At 59.4% G+C, this 23691-nt stretch carries 17 protein-coding genes; 11 read left to right on the forward strand and 6 right to left on the reverse strand.

The window, feature by feature from the left end; genetic code table 11:
• Position 1: 1 nt before the first annotated feature.
• The gene (locus J0G10_RS14950; RefSeq protein ID WP_007915496.1) at positions 2-694 is read right to left on the reverse strand and encodes an aspartate/glutamate racemase family protein; all 693 of its coding nucleotides are present in this window, start codon (positions 692-694) and stop codon (positions 2-4) included.
• A gap of 212 nt (positions 695-906) precedes the next feature.
• Between J0G10_RS14950 and J0G10_RS14955 the strand changes: the two genes are divergently transcribed.
• A complete protein-coding gene (locus tag J0G10_RS14955; RefSeq protein ID WP_220558812.1) occupies positions 907-1398 on the forward strand; it encodes a hypothetical protein in 492 nt (163 codons plus the stop codon).
• Positions 1399-1807: 409 nt separating this feature from the next.
• Here the strand turns inward: J0G10_RS14955 and J0G10_RS14960 are convergent, their stop codons facing one another.
• Complete coding sequence (locus J0G10_RS14960) at positions 1808-2026, reverse strand: CcoQ/FixQ family Cbb3-type cytochrome c oxidase assembly chaperone (protein WP_095050707.1); 219 nt, start codon at positions 2024-2026, stop codon at positions 1808-1810.
• 18 nt (positions 2027-2044) lie between these two features.
• The gene (ccoN, locus tag J0G10_RS14965; RefSeq protein WP_220558813.1) at positions 2045-3472 is read right to left on the reverse strand and encodes a cytochrome-c oxidase, cbb3-type subunit I; all 1428 of its coding nucleotides are present in this window, start codon (positions 3470-3472) and stop codon (positions 2045-2047) included.
• A gap of 339 nt (positions 3473-3811) precedes the next feature.
• Here ccoN and J0G10_RS14970 point away from each other — a divergent pair, with 339 nt between their 5' ends.
• The 4 genes from J0G10_RS14970 (at position 3812) to J0G10_RS14985 (ending at position 8731) form a co-directional block, all read left to right on the forward strand.
• The gene (locus tag J0G10_RS14970) at positions 3812-5482 is read left to right on the forward strand and encodes a nitrite/sulfite reductase (protein WP_095126248.1); all 1671 of its coding nucleotides are present in this window, start codon (positions 3812-3814) and stop codon (positions 5480-5482) included.
• A complete protein-coding gene (locus J0G10_RS14975; RefSeq protein ID WP_095050709.1) occupies positions 5479-5958 on the forward strand; it encodes a DUF934 domain-containing protein in 480 nt (159 codons plus the stop codon). Before J0G10_RS14970 ends, J0G10_RS14975 begins: the two co-directional genes overlap by 4 nt.
• Before the next feature lie 219 nt (positions 5959-6177).
• Positions 6178-7152, forward strand: a complete 975-nt coding sequence (locus J0G10_RS14980) for a hypothetical protein (protein ID WP_220558814.1) — start codon at positions 6178-6180, stop codon at positions 7150-7152.
• 904 nt (positions 7153-8056) lie between these two features.
• Complete coding sequence (locus J0G10_RS14985; RefSeq protein WP_093433003.1) at positions 8057-8731, forward strand: DUF3313 domain-containing protein; 675 nt, start codon at positions 8057-8059, stop codon at positions 8729-8731.
• 48 nt (positions 8732-8779) lie between these two features.
• Here the strand turns inward: J0G10_RS14985 and J0G10_RS14990 are convergent, their stop codons facing one another.
• Complete coding sequence (locus J0G10_RS14990) at positions 8780-9775, reverse strand: DUF3829 domain-containing protein (protein ID WP_095050711.1); 996 nt, start codon at positions 9773-9775, stop codon at positions 8780-8782.
• The gene (locus J0G10_RS14995) at positions 9772-11400 is read right to left on the reverse strand and encodes a J domain-containing protein (RefSeq protein ID WP_095050712.1); all 1629 of its coding nucleotides are present in this window, start codon (positions 11398-11400) and stop codon (positions 9772-9774) included. Before J0G10_RS14995 ends, J0G10_RS14990 begins: the two co-directional genes overlap by 4 nt.
• A gap of 645 nt (positions 11401-12045) precedes the next feature.
• Here J0G10_RS14995 and J0G10_RS15000 point away from each other — a divergent pair.
• Entirely contained in the window at positions 12046-12414 is a 369-nt protein-coding gene (locus tag J0G10_RS15000) for a DUF6124 family protein (RefSeq protein WP_095050713.1), read from the forward strand.
• 655 nt (positions 12415-13069) lie between these two features.
• On the opposite strand, the gene J0G10_RS15005 is transcribed toward J0G10_RS15000, so the two are convergent.
• Positions 13070-13495, reverse strand: a complete 426-nt coding sequence (locus tag J0G10_RS15005) for a YciI family protein (RefSeq protein WP_220558815.1) — start codon at positions 13493-13495, stop codon at positions 13070-13072.
• Between the two features lie 343 nt (positions 13496-13838).
• Here J0G10_RS15005 and tpx point away from each other — a divergent pair, with 343 nt between their 5' ends.
• The 5 genes from tpx (at position 13839) to J0G10_RS15030 (ending at position 23639) form a co-directional block, all read left to right on the forward strand.
• The gene (gene tpx / locus J0G10_RS15010) at positions 13839-14339 is read left to right on the forward strand and encodes a thiol peroxidase (protein ID WP_007914372.1); all 501 of its coding nucleotides are present in this window, start codon (positions 13839-13841) and stop codon (positions 14337-14339) included.
• 175 nt (positions 14340-14514) lie between these two features.
• Entirely contained in the window at positions 14515-15822 is a 1308-nt protein-coding gene (locus J0G10_RS15015; RefSeq protein WP_220558816.1) for an MdtA/MuxA family multidrug efflux RND transporter periplasmic adaptor subunit, read from the forward strand.
• Positions 15819-18920 carry an MdtB/MuxB family multidrug efflux RND transporter permease subunit gene (locus J0G10_RS15020; protein WP_220558817.1) on the forward strand — a complete coding sequence of 1034 codons (3102 nt, stop codon included), beginning with the start codon at positions 15819-15821 and terminating at the stop codon, positions 18918-18920. The genes J0G10_RS15015 and J0G10_RS15020 overlap by 4 nt, the downstream gene beginning before the upstream one ends.
• A gap of 142 nt (positions 18921-19062) precedes the next feature.
• On the forward strand, positions 19063-22170 hold the full coding sequence (locus J0G10_RS15025) for an efflux RND transporter permease subunit (protein ID WP_095050717.1): 3108 nt from the start codon (positions 19063-19065) through the stop codon (positions 22168-22170).
• Positions 22167-23639, forward strand: a complete 1473-nt coding sequence (locus tag J0G10_RS15030) for an efflux transporter outer membrane subunit (RefSeq protein ID WP_220556106.1) — start codon at positions 22167-22169, stop codon at positions 23637-23639. Before J0G10_RS15025 ends, J0G10_RS15030 begins: the two co-directional genes overlap by 4 nt.
• Positions 23640-23691: the final 52 nt, after the last annotated feature.

Consider the following 23691-nt stretch of genomic DNA (forward strand, 5'->3'; position numbering starts at 1 on the left):
CTCAGTCGCCCAGCGCAAACGCCACCGCCGACTGTGCATGCAGTTCGGTGGTGTCGAGCAGGGGCAGGGCGCTGTGTTCGGGTTTGACCAACATGCCGATTTCGGTGCAGCCGAGGATAATTGCCTGAGCGCCGCGCGCGGTGAGGGATTCAATCACCCGCTGATAGATTTGCCGCGACTGATCGCTGATCACGCCGACGCAGAGTTCGTCGTAGATGATCCGGTGTACATCCTTGCGCTCTGTTTCGTCCGGCACTAACACGGTCAAACCCTTGGCGACCAGGCGTTGCTTGAGGAAATCCTGTTCCATGGTGAATGCGGTGCCGAGCAATCCGACCGTGCGTGCATCTATGTTCAGAGCCGCCTGTGCGGCCGGTTCGGCAATGTGCAAAAACGGAATGCTGATCGCCGCCTGAATCTGCTCGGCGACCTTGTGCATGGTGTTGGTACACAGCACCACACATTCCGCGCCTCCCGCTTCCAGCCTGCGCGCAGCATCGACCAGAATTGCCGCCGCATCGTCCCAGCGCCCGGCGTGCTGGGCCTGTTCGACAGGGCCGAAATCGACGCTGTGCATCAGCAACTGCGCGGAGCGCAACGGGCCGAGACGATCCCGGACTTGCTGATTGATGAGTCGATAGTATTCGGCGCTGGATTCCCAGCTCATGCCGCCGATCAGGCCGATGGTGCGCATTGGATGTCCTCAGGCAAATGACAGTGTCGAGCGTTCAGGTCTGCCCGGAGTTTCCTTTTCTTCATGCTTCGATGCCAGCAGCAAGTGACTGTACTGCTGAAGTTTCACCCAAGTGTCATGGTGCTGCGTCGGGCTTGCTGCAGCTTAATCGTACGTAGCGGCTGGTATCTGCCACTATCGAGTATTGCAGGTCCTTTCCGAGGAACACCGCTATGGACGATGTACAGCAACTGGGCGAGATGCTTCGTCATTACGCCGAGAGCGAAGCGCACAAGAAGCAACTGTTCGAGACGCAATCGGCTGCTTGGGCCACGCGGATTACCGCGCTGTTCGCCGATATTCAGCAATGGCTGGAGCCGGTGCAGGCGCCGAATCTGCTGGAGGTGAGTCGCGAGGCGTATGTCGCGTTCGGGCCGAGTACACCGGTGGAAACATCGACCTTCAAGACCGAGAAACTGAGCATCGTGATTGCCGGCAAACCGGTGGAGTTCGTGCCGGATGTTATGGGCAGTGGCGGGCAGATTTCGCTTGCGGTGATGGGGCTGACGGCGGCGCGGTATGGCAGCATTTCACTGGTGGGATTGCCGGACGGCACCTGGCAGTGGCGCAAGACCAATGGTTTGAAGGATCCGGATACGTTTGCCTTTGACGCCAATTTCCTTGCCCAGCAGTTGCAGAGCCTGATTCCTCGCGATCGTAGTTAAGATCAAGAGCTACCCCCTCACCCCAGCCCTCTCCCCCAAGGGGGCGAGGGGGAAAGGGAGCCGATCTTCGTTGTTTATGAGATTGCATTCACCTTGGATTTTTCAGGCCGACGTAACTCGAATAATCAACTCGGTCAGTTCCCTCTACCTCAGGGGGCGAGGGGGAAAGGGAGCCGATCTTCGTTGTTTTTGAGATTGCATTCACCTTAGATATTTCAAGTCGGCGTAACCCGAACAAACAACTCGGTCAGTTCCCTCTCCCCCAGGGGGAGAGGGAGCCGATCTTCATTGTTTGTGAGATTGCATTCACCTTAGATATTGCAGGTCGACGTGCCCTGAACAAACAACTCGGTCAGTTCCCTCTCCCTCTGGGAGAGGGCTAGGGTGAGGGCTGCCCGACTGACACCCCTCACATATCAAGATTCACCCACCCCGGCTTCGCCACCTCCGGCGCCACCGCTTTCACGGTTTTCCCGGTAGCCAGCTCCACCCGCCGCGCCACCTCCGGATCATCGGCAAACGGCACCATACTCGCTTCATCCAGGCTGTCCGCCGTCTCCCGTCGCAAGCAGTACTCAACCGCCAGCCACAGAAACATCACGCCCAACACATCAAAGAAAATCTCCATCACGAGCGGCTCCCTGCCTCAGGCGATCTGCGCTTCACTGCGCGCCAGTGCAACGTCGGCCACCCGCACCGTACGCCACACGTTGTAGGCCATCAGCAACATCCCGGTAAGGAAGAACACCCCGCCAGCAAAGCGCACGATGAACCCCGGATGACTGGCCTGCAGCGCCTCGACGAATGAATAGGTCAGCGTGCCGTCCTCGTTGATCGCCCGCCACATCAGGCCCTGGGTGATGCCGTTGACCCACATCGAAGCGATGTACAACACCGTGCCGATGGTCGCCAGCCAGAAGTGCAGGTTGATCAGCGGCGTGCTGTACATCTGCTCGCGGCCAAACACTTTGGGCACCATGTGATAAGTCGCACCGAAGGTGATCATCGCCACCCAGCCCAACGCGCCGGCGTGAACGTGGCCGATTGTCCAGTCGGTGTAGTGGGAGAGGGCGTTGACGGTTTTGATCGCCATCATCGGCCCTTCGAAGGTCGACATGCCGTAGAACGCCAGCGACAGCACGAGGAAGCGCAGGATCGGGTCGGTGCGCAACTTATGCCAGGCGCCGGACAAGGTCATCATGCCGTTGATCATCCCGCCCCAGCTCGGCGCCAGCAGGATCAGTGACATGGCCATGCCCAGCGACTGCGCCCAGTCCGGCAGCGCGGTGTAATGCAAATGGTGCGGCCCGGCCCAGATGTACAGGGTGATCAGCGCCCAGAAATGCACAATCGACAACCGGTACGAATACACCGGCCGATTGACCTGTTTCGGCACGAAGTAATACATCATGCCGAGGAACCCGGTGGTCAGGAAGAAACCCACCGCGTTGTGCCCGTACCACCACTGCACCATCGCATCGGTGGCGCCGGAATACACCGGATACGACTTGAACCAGTCCACCGGAATCGACAGGTGATTGACCACGTGCAACATGGCGATCACCAGGATGAACGCACCAAAAAACCAGTTGCCGACGTAGATGTGTTTGGTCTTGCGCTGCACCACGGTGGTGAAAAACACGATGGCGTAAGCGACCCAGACGACAGCCATCCACACCGCGCCGGAGAATTCGATCTCGGCGTATTCCTTGGTGGTGGTGTAGCCCAGCGGCAGGGTGATCAGCATGACCACAATCACCGATTGCCAGCCCCAGAAGGTGAACGCGGCGAGTTTGTCTGAATACAGCCGCACCTGGCAGGTGCGCTGCACTGCGTAGTAGCTGGCGGCGAATTGCGCGCTGCCGGCGAAACCGAAAATCACCAGGCTGGTGTGCAGCGGTCGCAGTCGGCCGAAGGTGGTCCACGGCAGGTCCAGATTCATCTCTGGCCACACCAGTTGCGAGGCGATGAACACGCCCATCGCCATGCCCACCACACCCCAGAAAACCGTCGCGATAACGAATTGGCGGACGACCTTGTAGTTATAAGCCTGTCCGATTGTTGCTGTGCTCATGGTCAGTTCATCCACGGTTGCAAAGTCTTGCCAGGCCACCCGGTCTGGCATGAGCTGCACTGTAGAAACCCCGTCAGAAACAAAACAGGCTCAGGAATCTTTGATTTATGCGGATCAGATTAAAGGGCTGACTGCGGCGTTCTGCCGCGCCCTGATATGGTTTTTATGAGTTCAGGTGAATCTGTAACGCGCTGCGCTGCTTCGTCATAGTGCTCTGAAGAAAACTGTGGGAGCGAGCCTGCTCGCGAATGCGGTGTGTCAGCCAACAATGCAGTTGCCTGACACACCGCATTCGCGAGCAGGCTCGCTCCCACAGGAATAACTGATGAGGTGGCAGGCATGTATCAATACGATGATTACGACCGGGCGCTGGTGTTCGAGCGTGTTGCGCAGTTTCGCGATCAGGTCGAGCGCTTCATGGCCGGGGAATTGAGCGAAGAGGAGTTTTTGCCGCTGCGTCTGCAAAACGGCCTGTACATGCAGAAGCACGCCTACATGCTGCGCGTGGCGATTCCCTACGGCACCTTGAGCGCCGAACAGATGCGCACGCTGGCCAGCATCGCCAGCGATTACGATCGTGGTTACGGTCACTTCACTACGCGGCAGAACATGCAGTTCAACTGGATCGAACTGAGCGACGTGCCGGACATCCTCGAACGTCTGGCGCAGGTCAACATGCATGCGATCCAGACCTCCGGCAACTGCGTGCGCAACATCACCACCGAGGCGTTCGCCGGGGTCGCGGCGGACGAGTTGATCGACCCGCGCCCATTGGCCGAGATTCTGCGGCAGTGGTCGACGATCAACCCGGAATTCCTGTTTCTGCCACGCAAATTCAAGATCGCCATTTGCTCGGCGAAGCAGGATCGCGCGGCAATCATGATGCACGACATCGGCCTCTACCTTTACCCCGGCCGCGATGGGCAGATGCTTCTACGAGTGATCGTCGGCGGTGGTCTGGGGCGCACGCCGATTCTCGGTTTACAGATCCGCGAAGGCTTGCCGTGGCAGCATTTGCTGTCCTACGTCGAGGCCGTGCTGCGGGTGTACAACCGCCATGGTCGACGTGACAACAAGTACAAGGCGCGGATCAAGATTCTGGTCAAGGCGCTGGGCATTGAGGCGTTTGCCAAGGAAGTCGAAGAGGAATGGCAGCACCTCAAGGACGGCCCGGCGCAGTTGACCGAAGCCGAATATCAGCGGGTCGCCAGCGCCTTCGTGCCGCCGGTTTATCACACCCTGGCCGACACCGATCTGGACTTCGGCACGCGCCTGGCCGAAAGCCCGGCGTTTGCCCGTTGGGTCGCGCGCAACGTGCAGCCGCACAAGGTGCCGGGCTACACCAGCGTGGTGCTGTCGACCAAACCGGGCATGGCGGCGCCGCCGGGGGATGTCACCGCTGTGCAGATGCTGGCGGTGGCCGACTGGTCGCAGCGTTTCGGTTTTGGCGAGATTCGCATCGCCCATGAGCAGAACATCGTCTTGCCCGATGTGCCGAAAACCGACCTCTATGCGTTGTGGCAACTGGCGTGCAAACACGACCTGGGCAGCGCCAACGTCGGCCTGCTCACCGACATCATTGCCTGCCCCGGTGGCGATTTCTGTGCGTTGGCCAACGCCAAATCGATCCCGATTGCCCAGGCGATTCAGGCACGCTTCGACAACCTCGATTACCTGCATGATCTGGGCGATATCAGCCTGAACATCTCTGGCTGCATGAACGCCTGCGGTCACCACCACATCGGCAATATCGGCATCCTCGGCGTCGATAAGAATGGCAGCGAGTGGTATCAGATCACCCTCGGCGGCGCCCAGGGCAAAAACAGCGCATTGGGCAAAGTCATCGGCCCGTCGTTCAGTGCTGCGGAAGTGCCGCAGGTGATCGAGCGGATCATCGGTACGTTTGTGCGCTATCGCGAGCACGAGGAACTGTTTGTCGACACCGTCGCGCGGATTGGCCTGGAGCCGTTCAAAGAGCGGGTTTATCCGAAAACGCTGGAGGCGGTATGAATAATTTGTTGCGGCTGGAGCAGGGCGTAGCGCGAATAGTGACGGACGATCCGTGGACGCTAGTGCGTGAGCCATCGACGCCAAGGCCTGCAGGTTTGCTGATGTTGCCGCTGACGCACTGGTTGGAATCACCGTCGACTCATGCGGTGTGGCTTGGCCCGGACGATGAGGTTGAAAGCCTGGTGCCGTGGTTGGCCTCGTTGCCACTGATCGCCCTGGATTTCCCGAACTTTCGCGACGGGCGTGCTTACAGTCAGGCGTATCTGCTGCGCAGCCGGTTCGGCTGGGCAGGGGAGTTGCGCGCGATTGGCGATGTCTTGCGTGATCAGCTCAGCCATATGCGCCAGTGCGGGTTCGACAGTTTCGCGGTGCGTGAGGACAAATCGGCTGAGGATGCGCTGAAAGGATTGGCCGGAATGAGCGTGCTCTACGGCCGCTCAGTCATCGAACCACGTCCGTTGTTCCGACGGCGCTGACGCTTGAAAAGATCGCAGCCTGCGGCAGCTCCTACAGTGGATCCCGTGTAGGAGCTGCCGCAGGCTGCGATCTTTTGTTCTTCGAAGTACACCGGGGAAACCCCTAGAAACCTCCTGAATCGGGCATTTTCCCTTGGGTGAGTGGTGGCCTTTTGGTAGAGTCGCCGTCGCCAGCGGGTTTTCGGCTGGACGATGGAACCGAAGAAGGGAGTCTGATCAGTGAGTCCGGGCAAAAAAATCCTCGGCCTCACAGCGTTGCTGTTAATGGTGACGCTGTGGGCCAGTTACTTTTATGTATTCAAGGAAAACCGCGACGGCCAACTCGGCGGTGTCGGCGAAAGCACCGCGTGGTGCGGCACGCCGCCATCCACGGAAGCGGCGTTGCTGGGCAAGGACCAACTGACCTTGCGCGTCACCAACAATCTGCGCGGCGAGTTCATGCTCAGTGGTTCGCTGGTGGTTTCGGAACGCACCTTCAACCGTTACGACCTCAGCCGCAACGAACTGCGTCTGCGTCTGGAACCGTTGCAATGGTCCTACGGCGTCACGCCGATCTTCCTTGAGCAGGTCAAGGTGCAGCCGCTGAGCCGCAACCTTTCCGCCACCAATAAAAGTGCCTACGCCGAACTTGAACCACGGCCGATCGGTGTCCAGGGTCAGGTCACCGAATTCCCTTTCGACAGCTATCGCTACGGCTATAAGCCGGTGCTTTATTACCTCAAGGGTAGCGAGCGCATCGACCTGCGCTTCAAGAACATCACCACGTTGATGGAGATGTCCAACACTTTCACGCCGATCCAGAAGTACAACCGCGTCGACTACATCAACGAGAAAACCTCGATGATCCGCGACGAGGATTACAAGGCGTACGGGCCGCACGAATGTGCCTTCAGCGTCGAGCGCAAAGGTTCGTTCAAGGTGGTGGTGTTGTTGCTGCTGTTGGTGTTGTGCCTGCCGTTACTGCTGGTGTTTTACCGCAATGAACCGGGGATCGACTTCCTTGCCACGCTGTTGGGCGCCGCGATCGTGCGGGTGCTGCTGATCGGGCCGGTGCAGGACTTCCAGCTGTACAACATCGACTTCCTGTTGGGGGCGGCGATTTTGCTGGTGGGCACGGTGTCCTTGATCAAGGCGATGCACATCAACAGTCGGCGGGAGATGGCGTTGCGCAGTGGTGAGACTTCGTCCTGGTAATGGGGTGAACCCCTGAAAAGCCCCTCACCCTAACCCTCTCCCGGAGGGAGAGGGGACTGACCGAGGTGTCTGGCGTCCTGCACCGACGTGGAAGACCGAGTCGATTATGGATTCAAAGCCAATCGGTCACGTCGGTGTATCTCTCGAATCTCCCCCAATCGTCCCCTCTATCTACCTCTGAAAGAGGGGACTGACCGAGGTGTCTGGCGTCCTGCACCGACGTGAAAGACCGAGTCGATTATGGATTCAAAGCCAATCGGTCACGTCGGTGTATCTCTCGAATCATCCCGAATCGGTCCCCTCTATTTACCTCTGAAAGAGGGGGCTGACCGAGGTGTCTGGCGTCCTGCACCGACGTGGAAGACCGAGTCGATTATGGATTCAAAGGCAATCGGTCACGTCGGTGTATCTCTCGAATCATCCCGAATCGGTCCCCTCTATTTACCTCTGAAAGAGAGGACTGACCGAGGTGTCTAGCAAGCGACACCGACGTGGAAGACCGAGTCGATTATGGATTCAAAGGCACTCGCTCAAGTCGGCGGAACTCTTGAATATCCCCCAATCGGTCCCCTCTCCCTCTGGGAGAGGGCTAGGGTGAGGGAAGACAATTTCCAGCCCGTCACTTAAGCGCCGGATCGCCCATGTTCATCTTCTTCCACCCCTGCAACAGCACTTGCGGGCGTTCTAGCTCAGCTTGTTCCAGTGCAGCGGATTCTTGAAGCTCACCAATGGCCAAGAGCTCGATGCAGCGTTGCCGGATGCTCGACGTCTTTCAAATGACGCTTGTGATCCTCCGCGCAGCCTTGCGTGAATATTGTGCTGTGCAATCGCAATTACTGAAGTTTTAGCTATACCTGTAATTCCCCCGGGCAAAGTTTTTCGGCCTTCTGACAGGAGTTACAGCATGAAGCTAGCAGTGATGATGGGCACTCTGTGCATTGCCACCGTCGCAATGGTGGGTTGTTCCAGCAAAACCGTCGACCCGAAAGAGTACTCAGGATTCCTCAAAGACTACAGCCAGCTCAAGGAGGCCAAATCCCCGTCCGGTGCCGAGGTGATGCGCTGGATCGATCCGAAGGTCGACGTCAGGAAATTCACCAGTGTGTACATCGAGCCGACTCAGCTCTACCCGAAACCGCAACCGACCGCGAAAATCTCCCAGCAAACCCTCAATGGCATCACTTCCTACTACGATCAGGCGCTCAAGCGTGAGATCGGCAAAGACTTGCCGTTGGCCACCGGTCCTGGCCCGGGCGTGATTGTGGTGCGTGCGGCAATCACCGCCGTGAGCAGCTCCACCGAAGGCCTGCATGCTTACGAGGTGATTCCGATTGCGTTGGTCGCCGCTGCGGTCAGCACCGCCAGCGGTATTCGTGATCAGGAAACTACGTTGGCCACCGAAGCGGTGTTCCTCGATGGCGCGAATAACAAGGTCGTCGCGCAAGTGGTGCGCAAAGGCACCGGCAAGCCACTGGAAAATGATTCGCAGGCAATGAGCACCAATGACGTCAAACCCGTCATCGATGGCTGGGCCTCAGACCTGCGTCAGTCGTATCTGAAGCTCAAGAAAGCCAAGTAAGCGCACGAGGCCGGATTGTCCGCGAGGACCGTCCGGCCTGTGCACACCTCAGAAATTGGCGCGTGCCTGGCGGTTGTATTGGCTGAGTAGGGCGTCGTAGCCATGGGTGACGGCGTAGTAATCGTCGCTCAAGCGTTGCGGTTCGGCGTGGTTCTGCCAGTCCTTATGCAGGGTGTTCAGCGCGTCGAGATAGCTTTGCGCTGGCGCACTGATGTGCCGCCACAGCTCCCGCGCGTCATCGTCCTTGTTTCGGAATCCACCCTCGCGAAGAGCGATGAAGGGCGCGCGACGATTCCACGCCTGTTGCAGATCGGCGGTGGTATCGGCCACGGCTTGCGGGGTCAGGGTGCGGTGTTTCATCCCGTCTTCGAGCAGCTCCAATGTCTCCCGGGCTTGCATCATGTACGCCAGCAGAGACCAATGAATCTCCCTGCCCACCCGCGCTTCCAGCAGCTTGAGCTGCTCGGAACGCTGTGCCACATCAAGTGGCAGCAGTTCCTCTCGCAAGGCTGTCGATGCGTTGATGTAGGCATTGCTGGCGGCCTGGATTTGCTCCGAGCCCTGTGACAACCGGGCGAGCGGCGTGGCATAAAAGTTCGCACTTCTGTCGAGTCGCTCCGGCGTAAAGATCACCGCCGCGCCCTGCAGTGCTTGCGCGTAGTCACGGACTTTTTGCGAAAGCACTGGCTGATAGGCCAAGAGTTCGAGTTTTTCGTTGATATGACTGAGGCAGAGATCCTTTTGGATGTTCTGCACGGTGTACGCATCCGTGTTGTCGAAATCCCGAGCCTCAGCAAGATAACTATCGAATGCATTACCTGCTGGTCGCGGACGCTCGAATTTGTCGTAGGCGTTGCGCCAGTGCACATCGACACGGTTGACGCAGGCAATGATCGGACTCAACGCGTTGGCCTGTGCGGTCACCACTGAGTCGCGCTGATCAAGCCACAGGTCGAGCTTCAGGAACGGTCGGGTCGCGCTCGACAGCCCCATCACCACCAGAACGACCACTACGCCGCTGACAAACATGAATCTCGACGTCATGGCCGTGCCTCCGCGGGATACCACTGCTCGCGGGTGGCCGGGGCGCCGCAATCGAAAGAACTCGCCGGCAACCGGCTACACAAACGCTCCGCCCAGGGTTGCAGGCCCTGATTGCGATTGACCGTGCCTTGGCTGGCGGCCACTTTGAACACACCCAGTACCAGCACCAGGGTGACAACGCCGAGTAGCGTCAGGCCGATTTTCACCGGCAGGTTGGTCTTTTCCCAGGACGTGTGTGGCTTGACCTGACGGCGACGAATCAAACCCACGCTGGCCAGCGTGGCCGCATAAACGACGCCAGCGATGGGGCCGAAAAACCAGCTGAGCCCGGCCACCATCAATGCGCAGGGAATCAGATCGCGCAGTACGCCGAACGGCGCAGCGTCCTTGGCAAAACCCGGCCACAACCGCGCGCTGAGGCGGTCATCCAGCAGCCAATGGGTGTGCGCCAGTTCGTGCGTCAGCCAGTTGATGCCCGCAGCGATCACGCCAAACACGATTGTTGAGGTCATGACGATATTGATCAGCCCGGTGACGCGCAGCCCCAGCGGGATGAAATGAGTAAATGCACCGATCAGGCAGGCCAGCACCACGCCAACGTAGGTCGGCCATTCGCCGCGTTTCAGTTCCCAGTCGCGCCAGAAAAACGCGGTGCCACCGGGCAATTCCGCGCAGACCTTCGGATGATTGGCATACAGCGCCGAACTCAAATGTCGGCAATGCTCCCAATCTTTCTCACGCAGGCGCCGGGCCAATGCTCGACGCTGGCTGAACGGGCCAGTACCGAGCAGCAGGCGGGCGGCGCGGTGTTCGGCGGTGGCGGGCGGCTCTTCGGCGAGTTGACGCTGTTGCGCGATAAAAATCGGAGCCTCATGGCGCGCGACCAGACGTTTCCATTCATCTTTCGGGCAACGGTTGGCCGGGCCGGAATGCCAGCCCTGGCCCGCGCAGACCTGTTCGAAAATAGCGGAAGACCAGTATTCGCAGTCCAGTAGCAATCGACTGAGGAACAGGTTGAACCACTGCCGGTGCACTTCAGCGTCGAGCCAGAGGTATTGCGCGCACTGTGCGTAGGCCTGCAAAAAGGCCGCACTGTCCTCACGTTCGAGGGCATCACGCAGCGGTCGAGTCATGCGTTCCCGCTGGTGATCGAGCAAATGTTCGATGGATTCCTCGTCCAGTTCCAGCCGCTGCCAGGCACTGAACCAGTGATACGTCTGCACCGCCCAATCGACCATCGGCGCCGATGTATCCGGGTGCTCGATGCAATGCTGCAGCAGGGTCTCTTCGAGGATATGCGCGCAACCCTGCTCAACGGCGAGGGCATGGCGCTGTTGCAATTGTGCAAGGCTGGTGTCGGCCAGCGAGCGCGTCGCCTGCTGCAAGGCATCGACTTCGACTACGGTCAGACCGGTCAAATCCCAGGCGTCTTCATCAGCCCCGTGGTCCTCGCTGGCCTGCGCCCATTCCTTGTAATTCAGGGCTTGCTCATAGGCGTCACGCAGGCGCTGGAAGCCCTCGGCGTCTTCGTCCGGGCGGGTCTGTTTGAGCAGGGCAGCGTATTGGCGTTTGATACTGCGCGTATCGGCGTCGGCCGTAAGGCCAAGGACGGTCCAGCAACTCATTGCGTGTACAACTCCATGAAAACCTGCGACGCGGTCCAGTGATGGCACTTTGATTTTGCGCACCCTACCTGTTTCGCGTGAAAAAGTCCTCAGCTGTTGCTTATTGGCCGACAAACCCGCGGCAGTGCGGGTTGCCGCCGTTGCCGGGCATCACCCGCCAACTGACCCTGCAAGCGGACGGCGCACTGGCGACAGGAGCTGGCGAGTGACACGAGGTTGCGATCTTTTGATCGTGTTTTTTAAATGCAAAATCAAAGGTTCGTCCGATCGCGGCTCTAGCCTTCGGCTGCTCCTACATATGCGTATTTCAATTCGGGATGTTTAAGCGTTGTTTGGAATTTGGGGAACGTTCCCACAAGGTTTTCAGGTTGTCCGTCGGACGTCGGGTCTCTAGCCTGTGTTCGTCGCTGCCAAATCAGCGACCGGGACTGGAAACCCCGGGGGAAAACTGAACGCAACAGCACCGTTCATGACGTATGCTTGCGCACCTTTTTTGGTGCGTACTTAGTTATGGCGGCTGTGCGTGGGGGACCTTCGGGTCGTCCGGGTTTCTCTGTCCCCCGGGTTTCCAGCCTGCGTACAGCTGCCACCCATTCGACCGGAAGCCGAATGGACCAGCTCCACCGTTCGGATAGAGAAAACACTATGAAAAAGCCAACACCCAATCCCCCAGAATCAGACGCCGACACCACATCCCCCTACGCCTCAGTCGACAGTAAAAAACTCCACGAAGCCGCCGACCGCGCGCTCGATTTCTACCTCAACCCCAGCGCCCATATCATGTCCAGCGCCAACGAGCCGGAACCCATGTACCTCGCCAATCCCAGGTACAACACTGAATCCCTGCTCGCCAACGCCAGCGAAACCCTCGGCTCGGCCAGCGAAATGCTGATGAACTTCGCCGCCTCGCTGGAAACCTCGCAGCGCAAGACTGCACTGGGTATCGCACAGGTCGTCATGTTGGGGGAACTGGCCGTCAACCAGGCCTTGGATCACGTCGAACTCAAGAACTGATCGCTCTTGAATGATCGTTCCCACGCTGTTGATAGTTCCCACGCTCTGCGTGGGAATGCAGCCCTTTACGCTCTGCGTCAAATTCGCAAGCTGGAACGCAGAGCGTCCCCTGAGGCGTTGCCACGCAGAGCGTGGCAACGATCAATATTCCGTTTCTGATGGTGTAGTAGCTGTCGAGTGAAACGAGGCTGCTCCAGAAAGGGTGCTGAATATATATACACCCTGATAGATGTGACAGTTGTGGGTGCAAGGTGATGGGTGTTTGATTGAGCGATGCGCTTCGTTAAGGGGAACGCAGATATGATTCGGTGGAGGATGGTGAGATGGAAGGATTACCAGCAACAATTGAGTTTTATGACGTGGAACGCAAAAGGGGAGTGTTAATCCTTGATCCGAACCCCGGGTACGTTGACTCGTTACAAGTGGACGGCGGGCGAGCGACAATAGCGCTAAGCGTTTTTGAAGATGGTATGCCTTTTGTCGAAGGTCAAAGAGTTTGGTGCGTTGTACTTCTAACTAGGTCAGGACACTTGGAAGCCGTGGCTGTACGGTCATCTAGTTTTTGAAGGAGTTGTCGAAGGCCGCGCTCATTTGGTGCCTAGAAAGTGACATCAAAAGATCGCTGCCCTCGGCAGCACCTACAGGACTATTCGGTTCAGCCGTTTTTCTTGGCTTGTTCGCGGACACGTTCTTCCTGTTCCCGCGCTTCAGGGGTGAACTCAGCGCCGAAGTCTTCTGCAGAAAATATCTGGCGGATTTCAATATCAGAATCGCCTGACATTGGGTTGGGGCAGCGCTTGACCCATTCGATGGCTTCTTCTTTTGATTTCACTTCCCAGATCCAGTAGCCGGCCACCAGTTCTTTGGTTTCGATGAACGGCCCGTCGATGACCGTGCGTTTGTCACCGGAGAAATGCACGCGAGCACCTTTGCTACTCGGGTGCAGGCCATCGCAATCGATCAGGATGCCGGCCTTGACCAGTTCTTCGTTGAAGTTGCCCATCGCGGTGATCAGCTCTTCGCTGGGCATGATGCCGGCTTCCGAGTCGACGCTGGCTTTTACAAGGATCATGAAGCGCATGGCGGTTACTCCGTGAGTTTGGTGGGATTCATTGCTTAGTCGAACGGGCCACACTTGAATCGACAGGGTCTCTGGTAAAAGTGCGGAGAATTTTTCACACCGCAGATCTAATTGTAGGAGTGAGCCTGCTCGCGATGGCGGTGTGTCATACACGCAGATGTTGACTGACAGACCGCTATCGCGAGCAGGCTCACTCCTACAGGGGAGCGGCGGTGGGTTTGTATACAATTTTTCGCGCAGGCACCCAACAATTTCCAAACAGGGCATAGGTCGTCGGACCATTTCGTGGTTAACTTCGGCCTCTTGCATGCTTTCCAATCAAAACATCAGAAGGACTCAAGTCATGGCTCAAGTCACCCTTAAAGGCAATCCGGTTCAAGTCAACGGCCAGTTGCCACAAGCCGGTTCCAAGGCGCCAGCCTTTTCTCTGGTTGCCGGCAATCTGTCCGACGTCACCCTGAAAGACTTCGCCGGCAAGCGCAAAGTGCTGAACATCTTCCCAAGCGTCGACACCCCGACCTGCGCCACTTCCGTGCGCAAGTTCAACGCTCAGGCCAACGACATCGCCAACACCGTGGTGCTGTGCATCTCGGCTGACCTGCCGTTCGCCCAAGCGCGTTTCTGCGGCGCCGAAGGTCTGGAAAACGTCCAAAACCTGTCGACCCTGCGCGGTGCCGAGTTCATCGAGAACTACGGCGTAGCCATCGCCGACGGCCCGCTGAAAGGCCTGACCGCTCGCGCCGTTGTGGTGCTGGACGAAAACGACAACGTCCTGCACAGCGAACTGGTCAAGGAAATCGCTGAAGAGCCTAACTACGAAGCGGCACTGTCCGTTCTCAAGTAAGCGCTTTTACAATTGTTAACGGCCTGGCCCTGTCCAGGCCGTTTTCATTTGTGTATCAGTGTTTTGCCTCACACCTTGAAACGTAAGGTGTAAGTAAATTGCCGGTAAAGCTGCTTTGCTAATTCCCCACCAGTGCTTATCGTTCAGCCTCCCGTAAAAGAAGCCCACGCGCCCAATGGTTAATGACTCCATGCAATCGTCCCCTCGTAACTCCCGTCGCTGGCTGATCAGCCTGCTGGTCTTGTTGGTGATCGCCGTCCTGTGCTGGAAATTCTGGCCCGCCGGTTCAGCCCACAAAGAGGGCGCTGACAAGGCGGCGGTCGGGCACACCGGGCGTTCGGGGATGATGCGGCCGGGCTTCGGAGGCGGCACCGGGCCGATTCCGGTGCGCGTGGCGCCGGCGGTTACCGGCGACTTCCCGCTGTACTACAAGGCGCTGGGCACGGTGACCGCGCTCAACACCATCAATGTGCGCAGCCGGGTGGGCGGCGAGCTGGTCAAGATCAATTTCGAAGAAGGGCAGATGGTCAAGGCCGGTGACCTGTTGGCCGAGATCGACCCACGCCCGTACCAGAACGCCTTGCTGCAAGCCGAAGGCACTCTGCTGCAGAATCAGGCACAACTGAAAAACGCTCAGGTCGACGTCGAGCGTTATCGCGGTTTGTACAAAGAGGACAGCATCGCCAAACAGACGCTGGACACCGCCGAAGCGCTGGTCGGTCAGTATCTGGGCACGGTCAAGACCAACCAGGCCGCAGTCAACGACGCCAAGCTCAATCTCGAATTCACCAAGATCCGCGCGCCGATTGCCGGTCGTGTCGGCCTGCGCCAGGTCGACGTCGGCAACCTGGTGACCGCCAACGACACCACGTCCCTCGCGGTGATCACCCAGACGCAACCGATCAGTGTGGCTTTCACCTTGCCGGAAAACAGCCTGGAAACCGTGCTCGCCCGCTATCGCAGCGGCGCCAAGCTGCCGGCGGAGGCGTGGGACCGCGGCGACAGCAAACTGCAAGCCACCGGCGTTCTGCAAAGCCTCGACAACCAGATCGACGTTGCCACCGGCACCTTGAAGTTCAAGGCCCGCTACGATAACCGTGATCAGGCGCTGTTCCCCAACCAGTTCGTCAACGTTCACTTGCTCGCTGACACGCTGAAAGGCGTGGTGCTGGCACCGTCGGCGGCCATCCAGTTCGGCACCAACGGCACCTTCGTCTATGCACTGGATGGCGACAAGAAAGTCACCATTCGCCAATTGAAGATCGGCGCCAGTGATGGCGAAAACACCGTGGTCACCGAAGGCCTGGCTGCCGGCGACCGCGTGGTGCTGGAAGGTACTGACCGTCTGAAGGAGGGCAGTGAAGTGGAAGTGGTCAACGACAGCAATCAAGTGCCGACCACCCCGACCGAACACCTGCAAGGCAAATCTGCCGCCACCCCGACTGACGCTGCTGTCACCGACAAGGCCAAGAAGGGCGCATGAACATTTCGCGGCTGTTCATCCTCCGACCGGTAGCCACCACCCTGAGCATGCTGGCCATTGTTCTGGCCGGCCTGATCGCTTATCGCTTGCTGCCGGTATCGGCGCTGCCACAGGTCGACTACCCGACCATCCGCGTCATGACCTTGTATCCCGGCGCCAGCCCGGATGTGATGACCAGTGCCGTAACTGCGCCGCTCGAGCGCCAGTTCGGGCAGATGCCGGGCCTCACGCAAATGGCGTCGACCAGTTCCGGCGGTGCGTCGGTGCTGACCCTGCGCTTCAGCCTCGACATCAACATGGACGTCGCCGAACAGCAGGTGCAAGCCGCGATCAACGCCGCGACCAATCTGCTGCCCACCGATTTGCCGGCGCCGCCGGTGTACAACAAGGTCAACCCGGCGGACACCCCGGTCCTGACCCTGGCGATTACCTCGAAAACCATGCTGCTGCCCAAGCTCAATGACCTGGTCGATACGCGCATGGCGCAGAAAATCGCCCAGATCAGCGGCGTCGGCATGGTCAGCATTGCCGGCGGCCAGCGTCAGGCCGTGCGCATCAAGGTCAACCCGGAAGCGTTGGCGGCCAACAGCTTGAACCTGGCGGACGTGCGCACCTTGATCAGTGCTTCCAACGTCAACCAGCCGAAGGGCAACTTTGACGGCCCGACGCGGGTGTCGATGCTCGACGCCAACGACCAACTGACCTCGCCCAAGGATTACGCCAACCTGATCCTCGCCTACAAGAACGGCGCGCCGTTGCGGCTCAAGGACGTGGCGGAAATTGTCGATGGCGCCGAGAACGAACGTCTCGCTGCGTGGGCCAACCAGAATCAGGCGGTATTGCTGAACATCCAGCGTCAGCCGGGTGCCAACGTGATCGAGGTGGTCGACCGTATCAAGGCGCTGCTGCCGAGCATCACCGACAACCTGCCGGCCGGCCTCGAAGTGACGGTGCTGACCGACCGCACGCAGACCATCCGCGCCTCGGTCACTGACGTGCAACACGAATTGCTGATCGCCATCGCCCTGGTGGTGATGGTGACGTTTCTGTTCCTGCGGCGCGCCAGTGCCACGATCATTCCGTCGGTGGCGGTGCCTCTGTCGCTAATCGGCACTTTCGGCGTGATGTATCTGGCCGGTTTCTCGGTCAACAACCTGACCTTGATGGCGCTGACCATTGCCACCGGTTTTGTGGTCGACGACGCCATCGTCATGCTCGAGAACATTGCGCGTTTCATCGAAGAGGGCGACAGCCCGATGCAGGCCGCGCTCAAAGGCGCCAAGCAAATTGGTTTCACCCTGATTTCCCTGACCCTGTCGCTGATCGCAGTACTGATTCCGTTGTTGTTCATGGCCGACGTGGTCGGGCGGTTGTTCCGCGAATTCGCCATCACCCTGGCCGTGGCGATCCTGATTTCGCTGGTGGTCTCACTGACGTTGACGCCGATGATGTGCGCGCGTCTGCTCAAGCGTGAACCTGAAGAACACGAGCAAGGCCGTTTCTACCGTGCCAGCGGCGCTGTCATCGACTGGATGATCGCCGAGTACGGTCGGATGCTGCGCTGGGTGCTCAAGCATCAGCCGCTGACCTTGCTGGTGGCTATCGGCACACTGGCGTTGACCGTGTTTCTTTACATGGTGGTGCCGAAGGGCTTCTTCCCGGTGCAGGACACCGGGGTGATTCAGGGCATTTCCGAAGCGCCGCAATCGATTTCCTTCGCGGCGATGGGCGAGCGTCAGCAGCAACTGGCGAAAATCATTCTTGAAGATCCGGCGGTGCAGAGCCTGTCGTCCTACATCGGTGTCGACGGCGATAACGCCACGCTCAACAGCGGCCGCTTGCTGATAAACCTCAAGCCCCATGGCGATCGCGATCTAAGCGCCACTGAAGTGATTGCGCGCCTGCAACCGCAATTGGACAAACTGGTCGGCATCCGCCTGTTCATGCAGCCGGTGCAGGACCTGACCATCGAAGACCGTGTCAGCCGGACCCAGTATCAGTTCAGCATGTCCTCGCCGGATTCCGAACTGCTCAGCCAGTGGAGCGGGCGACTGGTCGAAGCGCTAGCCCAGCGGCCGGAACTGACTGACGTTGCCAGTGATTTGCAGGACAAGGGCCTGCAGGTTTATCTGGTGATCGATCGCGATGCCGCCTCACGCCTTGGTGTTTCGGTGGCGAACATCACCGATGCGCTCTATGACGCTTTTGGCCAGCGGCAGATCTCGACCATTTACACCCAGGCGAGCCAGTACCGCGTGGTGCTGCAAGCCCAGGCCGGAGAGAAGATCGGCCCGCAGGCGCTGGACCAGATTCACGTCAAGACCACCGATGACGCGCAGGTACGCCTGTCGAGTCTGGCTCATATCGAGGAGCGTCAGGCGCAACTGGCGATCACCCATATTGGCCAGTTCCCGGCGGTAATGATGTCGTTCAACCTCGCGCCCGGTGTGGCGCTGGGGCATGCGGTCGACATCATTGAACAGGTGCAGAAGGGCATCGGCATGCCGGTCGGCGTGCAGACCCAGTTCCAGGGCGCGGCCGAAGCGTTCCAGGCTTCGCTGTCGAGCACCTTGCTGCTGATTCTGGCGGCGGTGGTGACCATGTACATCGTGCTGGGCGTGCTGTACGAGAGCTACATTCACCCGATCACCATTCTCTCGACCTTGCCGTCGGCGGCCGTCGGTGCTTTGCTGGCGTTGCTGCTCAGCGGCAATGATCTGGGCATGATCGCGATCATCGGCATCATCTTGCTGATCGGTATCGTCAAGAAAAACGCGATCATGATGATCGACTTCGCCCTCGATGCTGAGCGCACGCAAGGCATGGCGCCGGAACAGGCGATCTATCAGGCGGCGCTGTTGCGCTTCCGGCCGATTCTGATGACCACGCTGGCGGCGCTGTTTGGTGCGGTGCCGTTGATGCTCGCCACGGGCTCAGGTGCTGAATTGCGTCAGCCGCTGGGTCTGGTGATGGTCGGCGGTTTGCTGGTCAGCCAGGTGCTGACGCTGTTCACCACGCCAGTGATCTACCTGTATTTCGACCGCCTCGGTCGGCGCTTTGGCAAGACTAATACCGATAACGAAGAGGTGTCGGTATGACTGTCCGAACACATAACCCCTGTAGGAGTGAGCCTGCTCGCGATGAGGCCGGCACCTGCAACATCAATGTAAACAGACACACCGCTATCGCAAGCAGGCTCACTCCTACAGGGGATTGGTGTGACGTTGGGGATCGCGGTCAATGAACCTCTCCGGTCCTTTCATCAAGCGCCCGGTCGCGACGATGCTGCTGAGCCTGGCGATCATGCTGCTCGGCGGTGTCAGCTTCGGCCTGCTGCCGGTTTCGCCACTGCCGCAAATGGATTTCCCGGTGATCGTCGTGCAGGCGAGCCTTCCCGGCGCGAGCCCGGAGGTCATGGCGTCCACCGTGGCCACACCGCTGGAGCGTTCCTTCGGCGCAATCGCCGGCGTCAACACCATGAGCAGCCGCTCCAGTCAGGGTTCGACCCGGGTCATTCTGCAATTTGATCTCGACCGCGACATCAACGGTGCTGCGCGGGAAGTGCAGGCGGCAATCAACGCTTCGCGCAATCTGTTGCCAAGCGGCATGCGCAGTATGCCGACCTACAAGAAGGTCAACCCGTCGCAGGCACCGATCATGGTGCTGTCGCTGACCTCCGATGTGCTGGAAAAAGGCCAGCTCTACGATCTGGCCTCGACCATTCTGTCCCAGAGCCTGTCGCAAGTGCAGGGCGTCGGTGAAGTGCAGATCGGCGGCAGTTCGCTGCCGGCGGTGCGCATCGAGCTCGAACCGCAGGCGCTGAACCAGTACGGTGTAGCGCTCGACGATGTGCGCAAGACCATCGCCGATGCCAACGTACGCCGGCCAAAGGGTTCGGTCGAGGACGGTCAACGCCTGTGGCAGATCCAGGCCAATGACCAGTTGGAGAAAGCCAAGGATTACGAGTCACTGATCATCCACTACGCCGACGGCGCCGCGCTGCGCCTCAAGGACGTGGCCAAGGTCAGCGACGGCGTTGAAGACCGCTACAACAGCGGCTTCTTCAACGATGACGCGGCGGTGCTGCTGGTGATCAACCGCCAGGCTGGCGCCAACATCATCGAGACGGTCAACGAGATCAAGGCGCAACTGCCGGCTTTGCAAGCGGTGTTGCCGGCCAGCGTAAAGCTGAATCTGGCCATGGACCGCTCGCCGGTGATCAAGGCGACGCTGCATGAAGCCGAGATGACCTTGCTGATTGCCGTGGCGCTGGTGATTCTGGTGGTATTCCTGTTCCTCGGTAACTTCCGCGCCTCGCTGATTCCGACACTGGCCGTGCCGGTGTCGCTGGTTGGCACCTTTGCGGTGATGTACCTCTACGGTTTCTCGCTGAACAACCTGTCGCTCATGGCGCTGATCCTCGCTACAGGATTGGTGGTGGACGACGCCATCGTGGTGCTGGAGAACATCTCGCGGCACATCGACGAAGGCGTCAAACCGATGCAGGCCGCGTACCTCGGGGCCAAGGAAGTCGGTTTTACCTTGCTGTCGATGAACGTTTCGCTGGTCGCAGTGTTCCTCTCGATCCTGTTTATGGGCGGGATTGTCGAGAGTCTGTTTCGCGAATTTTCCATCACCCTGGCGGCGGCCATCGTCGTATCGCTGGTGGTTTCGCTGACGTTGACGCCGATGCTTTGCGCCCGTTGGCTCAAGCCGCACACGCCGGGGCAGGAAAATCGCCTGCAACGCTGGAGCCGCCGCACCAACGACTGGATGGTCGGCAAGTACGCCACCAGCCTCGATTGGGTGTTGCGTCACCGGCGCCTGACCTTGCTCAGCCTGCTGATCACCGTCGGCGTCAACGTCGCGCTGTACGTGGTGGTGCCGAAAACATTCATGCCGCAGCAGGATACCGGCCAATTGATCGGTTTTGTGCGCGGTGACGACGGCCTGTCGTTCAGTGTGATGCAGCCGAAAATGGAAATCTTCCGCCGCGCGGTGCTCAAGGACGAAGCAGTGGAAAGCGTCGCCGGGTTCATCGGCGGCAGCAACGGCACCAACAACGCGTTCATGATTGTGCGTCTAAAACCGATCAAGGAGCGGCAACTGTCGGCGCAGAAAGTCATCGAGCGTCTGCGTAAGGAAATGCCCAAAGTGCCCGGTGCGCAGTTGATGCTGATGGCCGACCAGGATCTGCAATTTGGCGGCGGTCGCGAGCAGACCAGTTCGCAATACAGCTACATCCTGCAAAGCGCCGACCTCGGCGAGTTGCGTAAATGGTTCCCGAAAGTGGTCGCGGCATTGCGAGCCCTGCCCGAACTGACCGCCATTGATGCCCGAGAAGGCGCCGGGGCGCAACAAGTGACGCTGATTGTCGATCGCGACCAGGCCAAACGCCTCGGTGTCGACATGAACATGGTCACGGCGGTGCTGAACAACGCCTACAGCCAGCGGCAGATCTCGACGATCTACGACAGCCTCAACCAGTATCAGGTGGTGATGGAGGTCAATCCGAAATACGCCCAGGATCCGGTGACGCTCAAGCAAGTGCAGGTGATCACCGCTGACGGTGCGCGGGTGCCGCTGTCGACGTTCGCTCATTACGAAAACAGCCTGGAAGACGACCGCGTCAGCCACGAAGGCCAGTTCGCCTCCGAAGACATTTCCTTCGACATGGCCGAAGGCGTGACGGTGGAGCAGGGCAGTGCCGCGATCGAGCGGGCGATTGCCAAGCTCGGCCTGCCGGAAGACGTCATCGCGAAAATGGCCGGCACTGCCGACGCCTTCGCCGCGACGCAGAAGAGCCAGCCGTTCATGATTCTCGGCGCGTTGCTGGCGGTGTATCTGGTGCTGGGCGTGCTGTATGAAAGCTACATCCATCCGCTGACGATTCTGTCGACCCTGCCGTCGGCCGGTGTCGGCGCGTTGCTGTCGATCTATGCGCTGGGCGGCGAGTTCAGCCTGATCTCGCTGCTCGGGCTGTTCCTGCTGATTGGCGTGGTGAAGAAAAACGCCATTCTGATGATCGACCTTGCGCTGCAACTGGAACGGCATCAGGGCCTTACCCCGCTGGAATCGATCCGCAGCGCCTGTCTGCAACGGCTACGACCGATCCTGATGACTACGCTGGCGGCGATTCTCGGTGCCTTGCCATTGCTGCTCGGCCGGGCCGAGGGCGCGGAAATGCGCCAGCCGCTGGGCCTCACCATCATCGGCGGGCTGATCTTCAGTCAGGTGCTGACGCTTTACACCACGCCTGTGGTTTACCTCTATCTCGACAAGCTGCGCCATCGTTTCAACAAATGGCGTGGCGTGCGTACTGACGCCGCTCTGGAAACTCCGCTATGACTGACCGTTCGCTTATCAATCTGGCCACTGTTCGGGGCTCGCGCTTGCTGAGCCTGTCACTGTGCGTGGCGATGCTCAGTGCCTGCGCCGTCGGCCCGGACTATCAACGTCCGCAAACCGCTGAAATCACCCAGTACAAGGAAGCCGCTGGCTGGACCCAGGCCAACCCGAGCGACTCGCTGGCCCGTGGTGCGTGGTGGGAGTTGTATGGCGATCAGCAGCTAAACGGGCTGATCGAAAAACTCAACAATTCCAACCAGACCGTCGCGCAGTCGGAAGCCCAGTACCGCCAGGCTCAGGCCTTGGTGCGCAGTGCCCGTGGCGCGTTTTATCCCAAAGTAGACTTGAGCCTGGGCAAGACCCGCTCCAGTCAGGGCACCGGCAGCAGCAGTTCGAGCCTGAGCAGTTCCTCCAGTGGCATCCGCGACACCTATAACGCCGAACTTGGCGTCAGTTGGGAAGCCGATGTCTGGGGCAAATTGCGCCGTGGTCTGGAAGCCGATGAGGCCAGTGCTCAGGCCAGTTTTGCCGATCTGGCCGCCATGCGCCTGAGCCAGCAGTCGGAGTTGGTGCAGAACTACCTGCAACTGCGCGTGATCGATCAGCAAAAACGCCTGCTCGAAGCCACGGTTGCCGCTTACGAACGTTCGCTGAAAATGACCCAGAATCAGTACCGCGCCGGGGTTTCCGGGCGTGATGCAGTGGCGCAGGCGCAGACGCAACTGAAAAGCACCCAGGCTGATCTGGTCGACCTGATCTGGCAGCGCGCGCAGTTCGAAAACGCCATTGCCGTGCTGACCGGGCAGGCGCCGGCGGACTTCAACATTGCCGAAGTACAGACCATTCCAAAGCTGCCGCAGGTGCCGTTGAGCCTGCCCTCGCAGTTGCTTGAGCGGCGTCCGGACATCGCTTCGGCAGAGCGTTCGGTGATTGCCGCCAACGCCAATATCGGCGTGGCCAAAGCGGCGTATTACCCGGACCTGAGCCTGAGTCTGAGCGGCGGTTACAGCAGCAGTACCTCGCAGAACCTGGTCAGCCTGCCGAACCGCTTCTGGTCGGTGGGGCCAAAACTGGCGCTGCCGTTGTTTGACGGTGGCATTCGTTCGGCAGAAGTCGACCGCACTGAAGCGGCCTACGACCAGACCGTGGCCAAGTACCGCCAGACTGTGCTCGACGGTTTCCGCGAGGTGGAAAACTATCTGGTGCAGCTCAAGGTGTACGAAGATGAAGCGGCGGTGCGCCAGGAAGCCCTTGATGCGGCCCGCGACTCCCTGCGCCTGACGGAAAACCAGTATAAGGCTGGGTTGATTGCCTACATCGATGTGGTGGTGGTGCAAGCGACAGCGTTGAGCAATGAGCGCAATGTGCTGAACATTCTGCAAAGCCGCTTGATTGCCAGCGTGCAACTCATCGCAGCGCTGGGCGGCGGTTGGGATGGGCAACTGGATGTAAGTGATAACACCCGCTGAAGGCTGGCTTCACTGATCGTTCCCACGCTCTGCGTGGGAATGCCTCAACGGA

Origin of the sequence: Pseudomonas germanica, from assembly GCF_019614655.1 — a bacterium.
GTDB lineage: Bacteria > Pseudomonadota > Gammaproteobacteria > Pseudomonadales > Pseudomonadaceae > Aquipseudomonas > Aquipseudomonas neuropathica.

Coding starts and splice junctions, on each gene's coding strand:
- J0G10_RS14950 (WP_007915496.1), bottom strand. CDS start 694: ATGCGCACCATCGGCCTGATCGGCGGCATGAGCTGGGAATCCAGCGCC.
- J0G10_RS14955 (WP_220558812.1), top strand. CDS start 907: ATGGACGATGTACAGCAACTGGGCGAGATGCTTCGTCATTACGCCGAG.
- J0G10_RS14960 (WP_095050707.1), bottom strand. CDS start 2,026: ATGGAGATTTTCTTTGATGTGTTGGGCGTGATGTTTCTGTGGCTGGCG.
- ccoN (WP_220558813.1), bottom strand. CDS start 3,472: ATGAGCACAGCAACAATCGGACAGGCTTATAACTACAAGGTCGTCCGC.
- J0G10_RS14970 (WP_095126248.1), top strand. CDS start 3,812: ATGTATCAATACGATGATTACGACCGGGCGCTGGTGTTCGAGCGTGTT.
- J0G10_RS14975 (WP_095050709.1), top strand. CDS start 5,479: ATGAATAATTTGTTGCGGCTGGAGCAGGGCGTAGCGCGAATAGTGACG.
- J0G10_RS14985 (WP_093433003.1), top strand. CDS start 8,057: ATGAAGCTAGCAGTGATGATGGGCACTCTGTGCATTGCCACCGTCGCA.
- J0G10_RS14990 (WP_095050711.1), bottom strand. CDS start 9,775: ATGACGTCGAGATTCATGTTTGTCAGCGGCGTAGTGGTCGTTCTGGTG.
- J0G10_RS14995 (WP_095050712.1), bottom strand. CDS start 11,400: ATGAGTTGCTGGACCGTCCTTGGCCTTACGGCCGACGCCGATACGCGC.
- J0G10_RS15000 (WP_095050713.1), top strand. CDS start 12,046: ATGAAAAAGCCAACACCCAATCCCCCAGAATCAGACGCCGACACCACA.
- J0G10_RS15005 (WP_220558815.1), bottom strand. CDS start 13,495: ATGCGCTTCATGATCCTTGTAAAAGCCAGCGTCGACTCGGAAGCCGGC.
- tpx (WP_007914372.1), top strand. CDS start 13,839: ATGGCTCAAGTCACCCTTAAAGGCAATCCGGTTCAAGTCAACGGCCAG.
- J0G10_RS15015 (WP_220558816.1), top strand. CDS start 14,515: ATGGTTAATGACTCCATGCAATCGTCCCCTCGTAACTCCCGTCGCTGG.
- J0G10_RS15020 (WP_220558817.1), top strand. CDS start 15,819: ATGAACATTTCGCGGCTGTTCATCCTCCGACCGGTAGCCACCACCCTG.
- J0G10_RS15025 (WP_095050717.1), top strand. CDS start 19,063: ATGAACCTCTCCGGTCCTTTCATCAAGCGCCCGGTCGCGACGATGCTG.
- J0G10_RS15030 (WP_220556106.1), top strand. CDS start 22,167: ATGACTGACCGTTCGCTTATCAATCTGGCCACTGTTCGGGGCTCGCGC.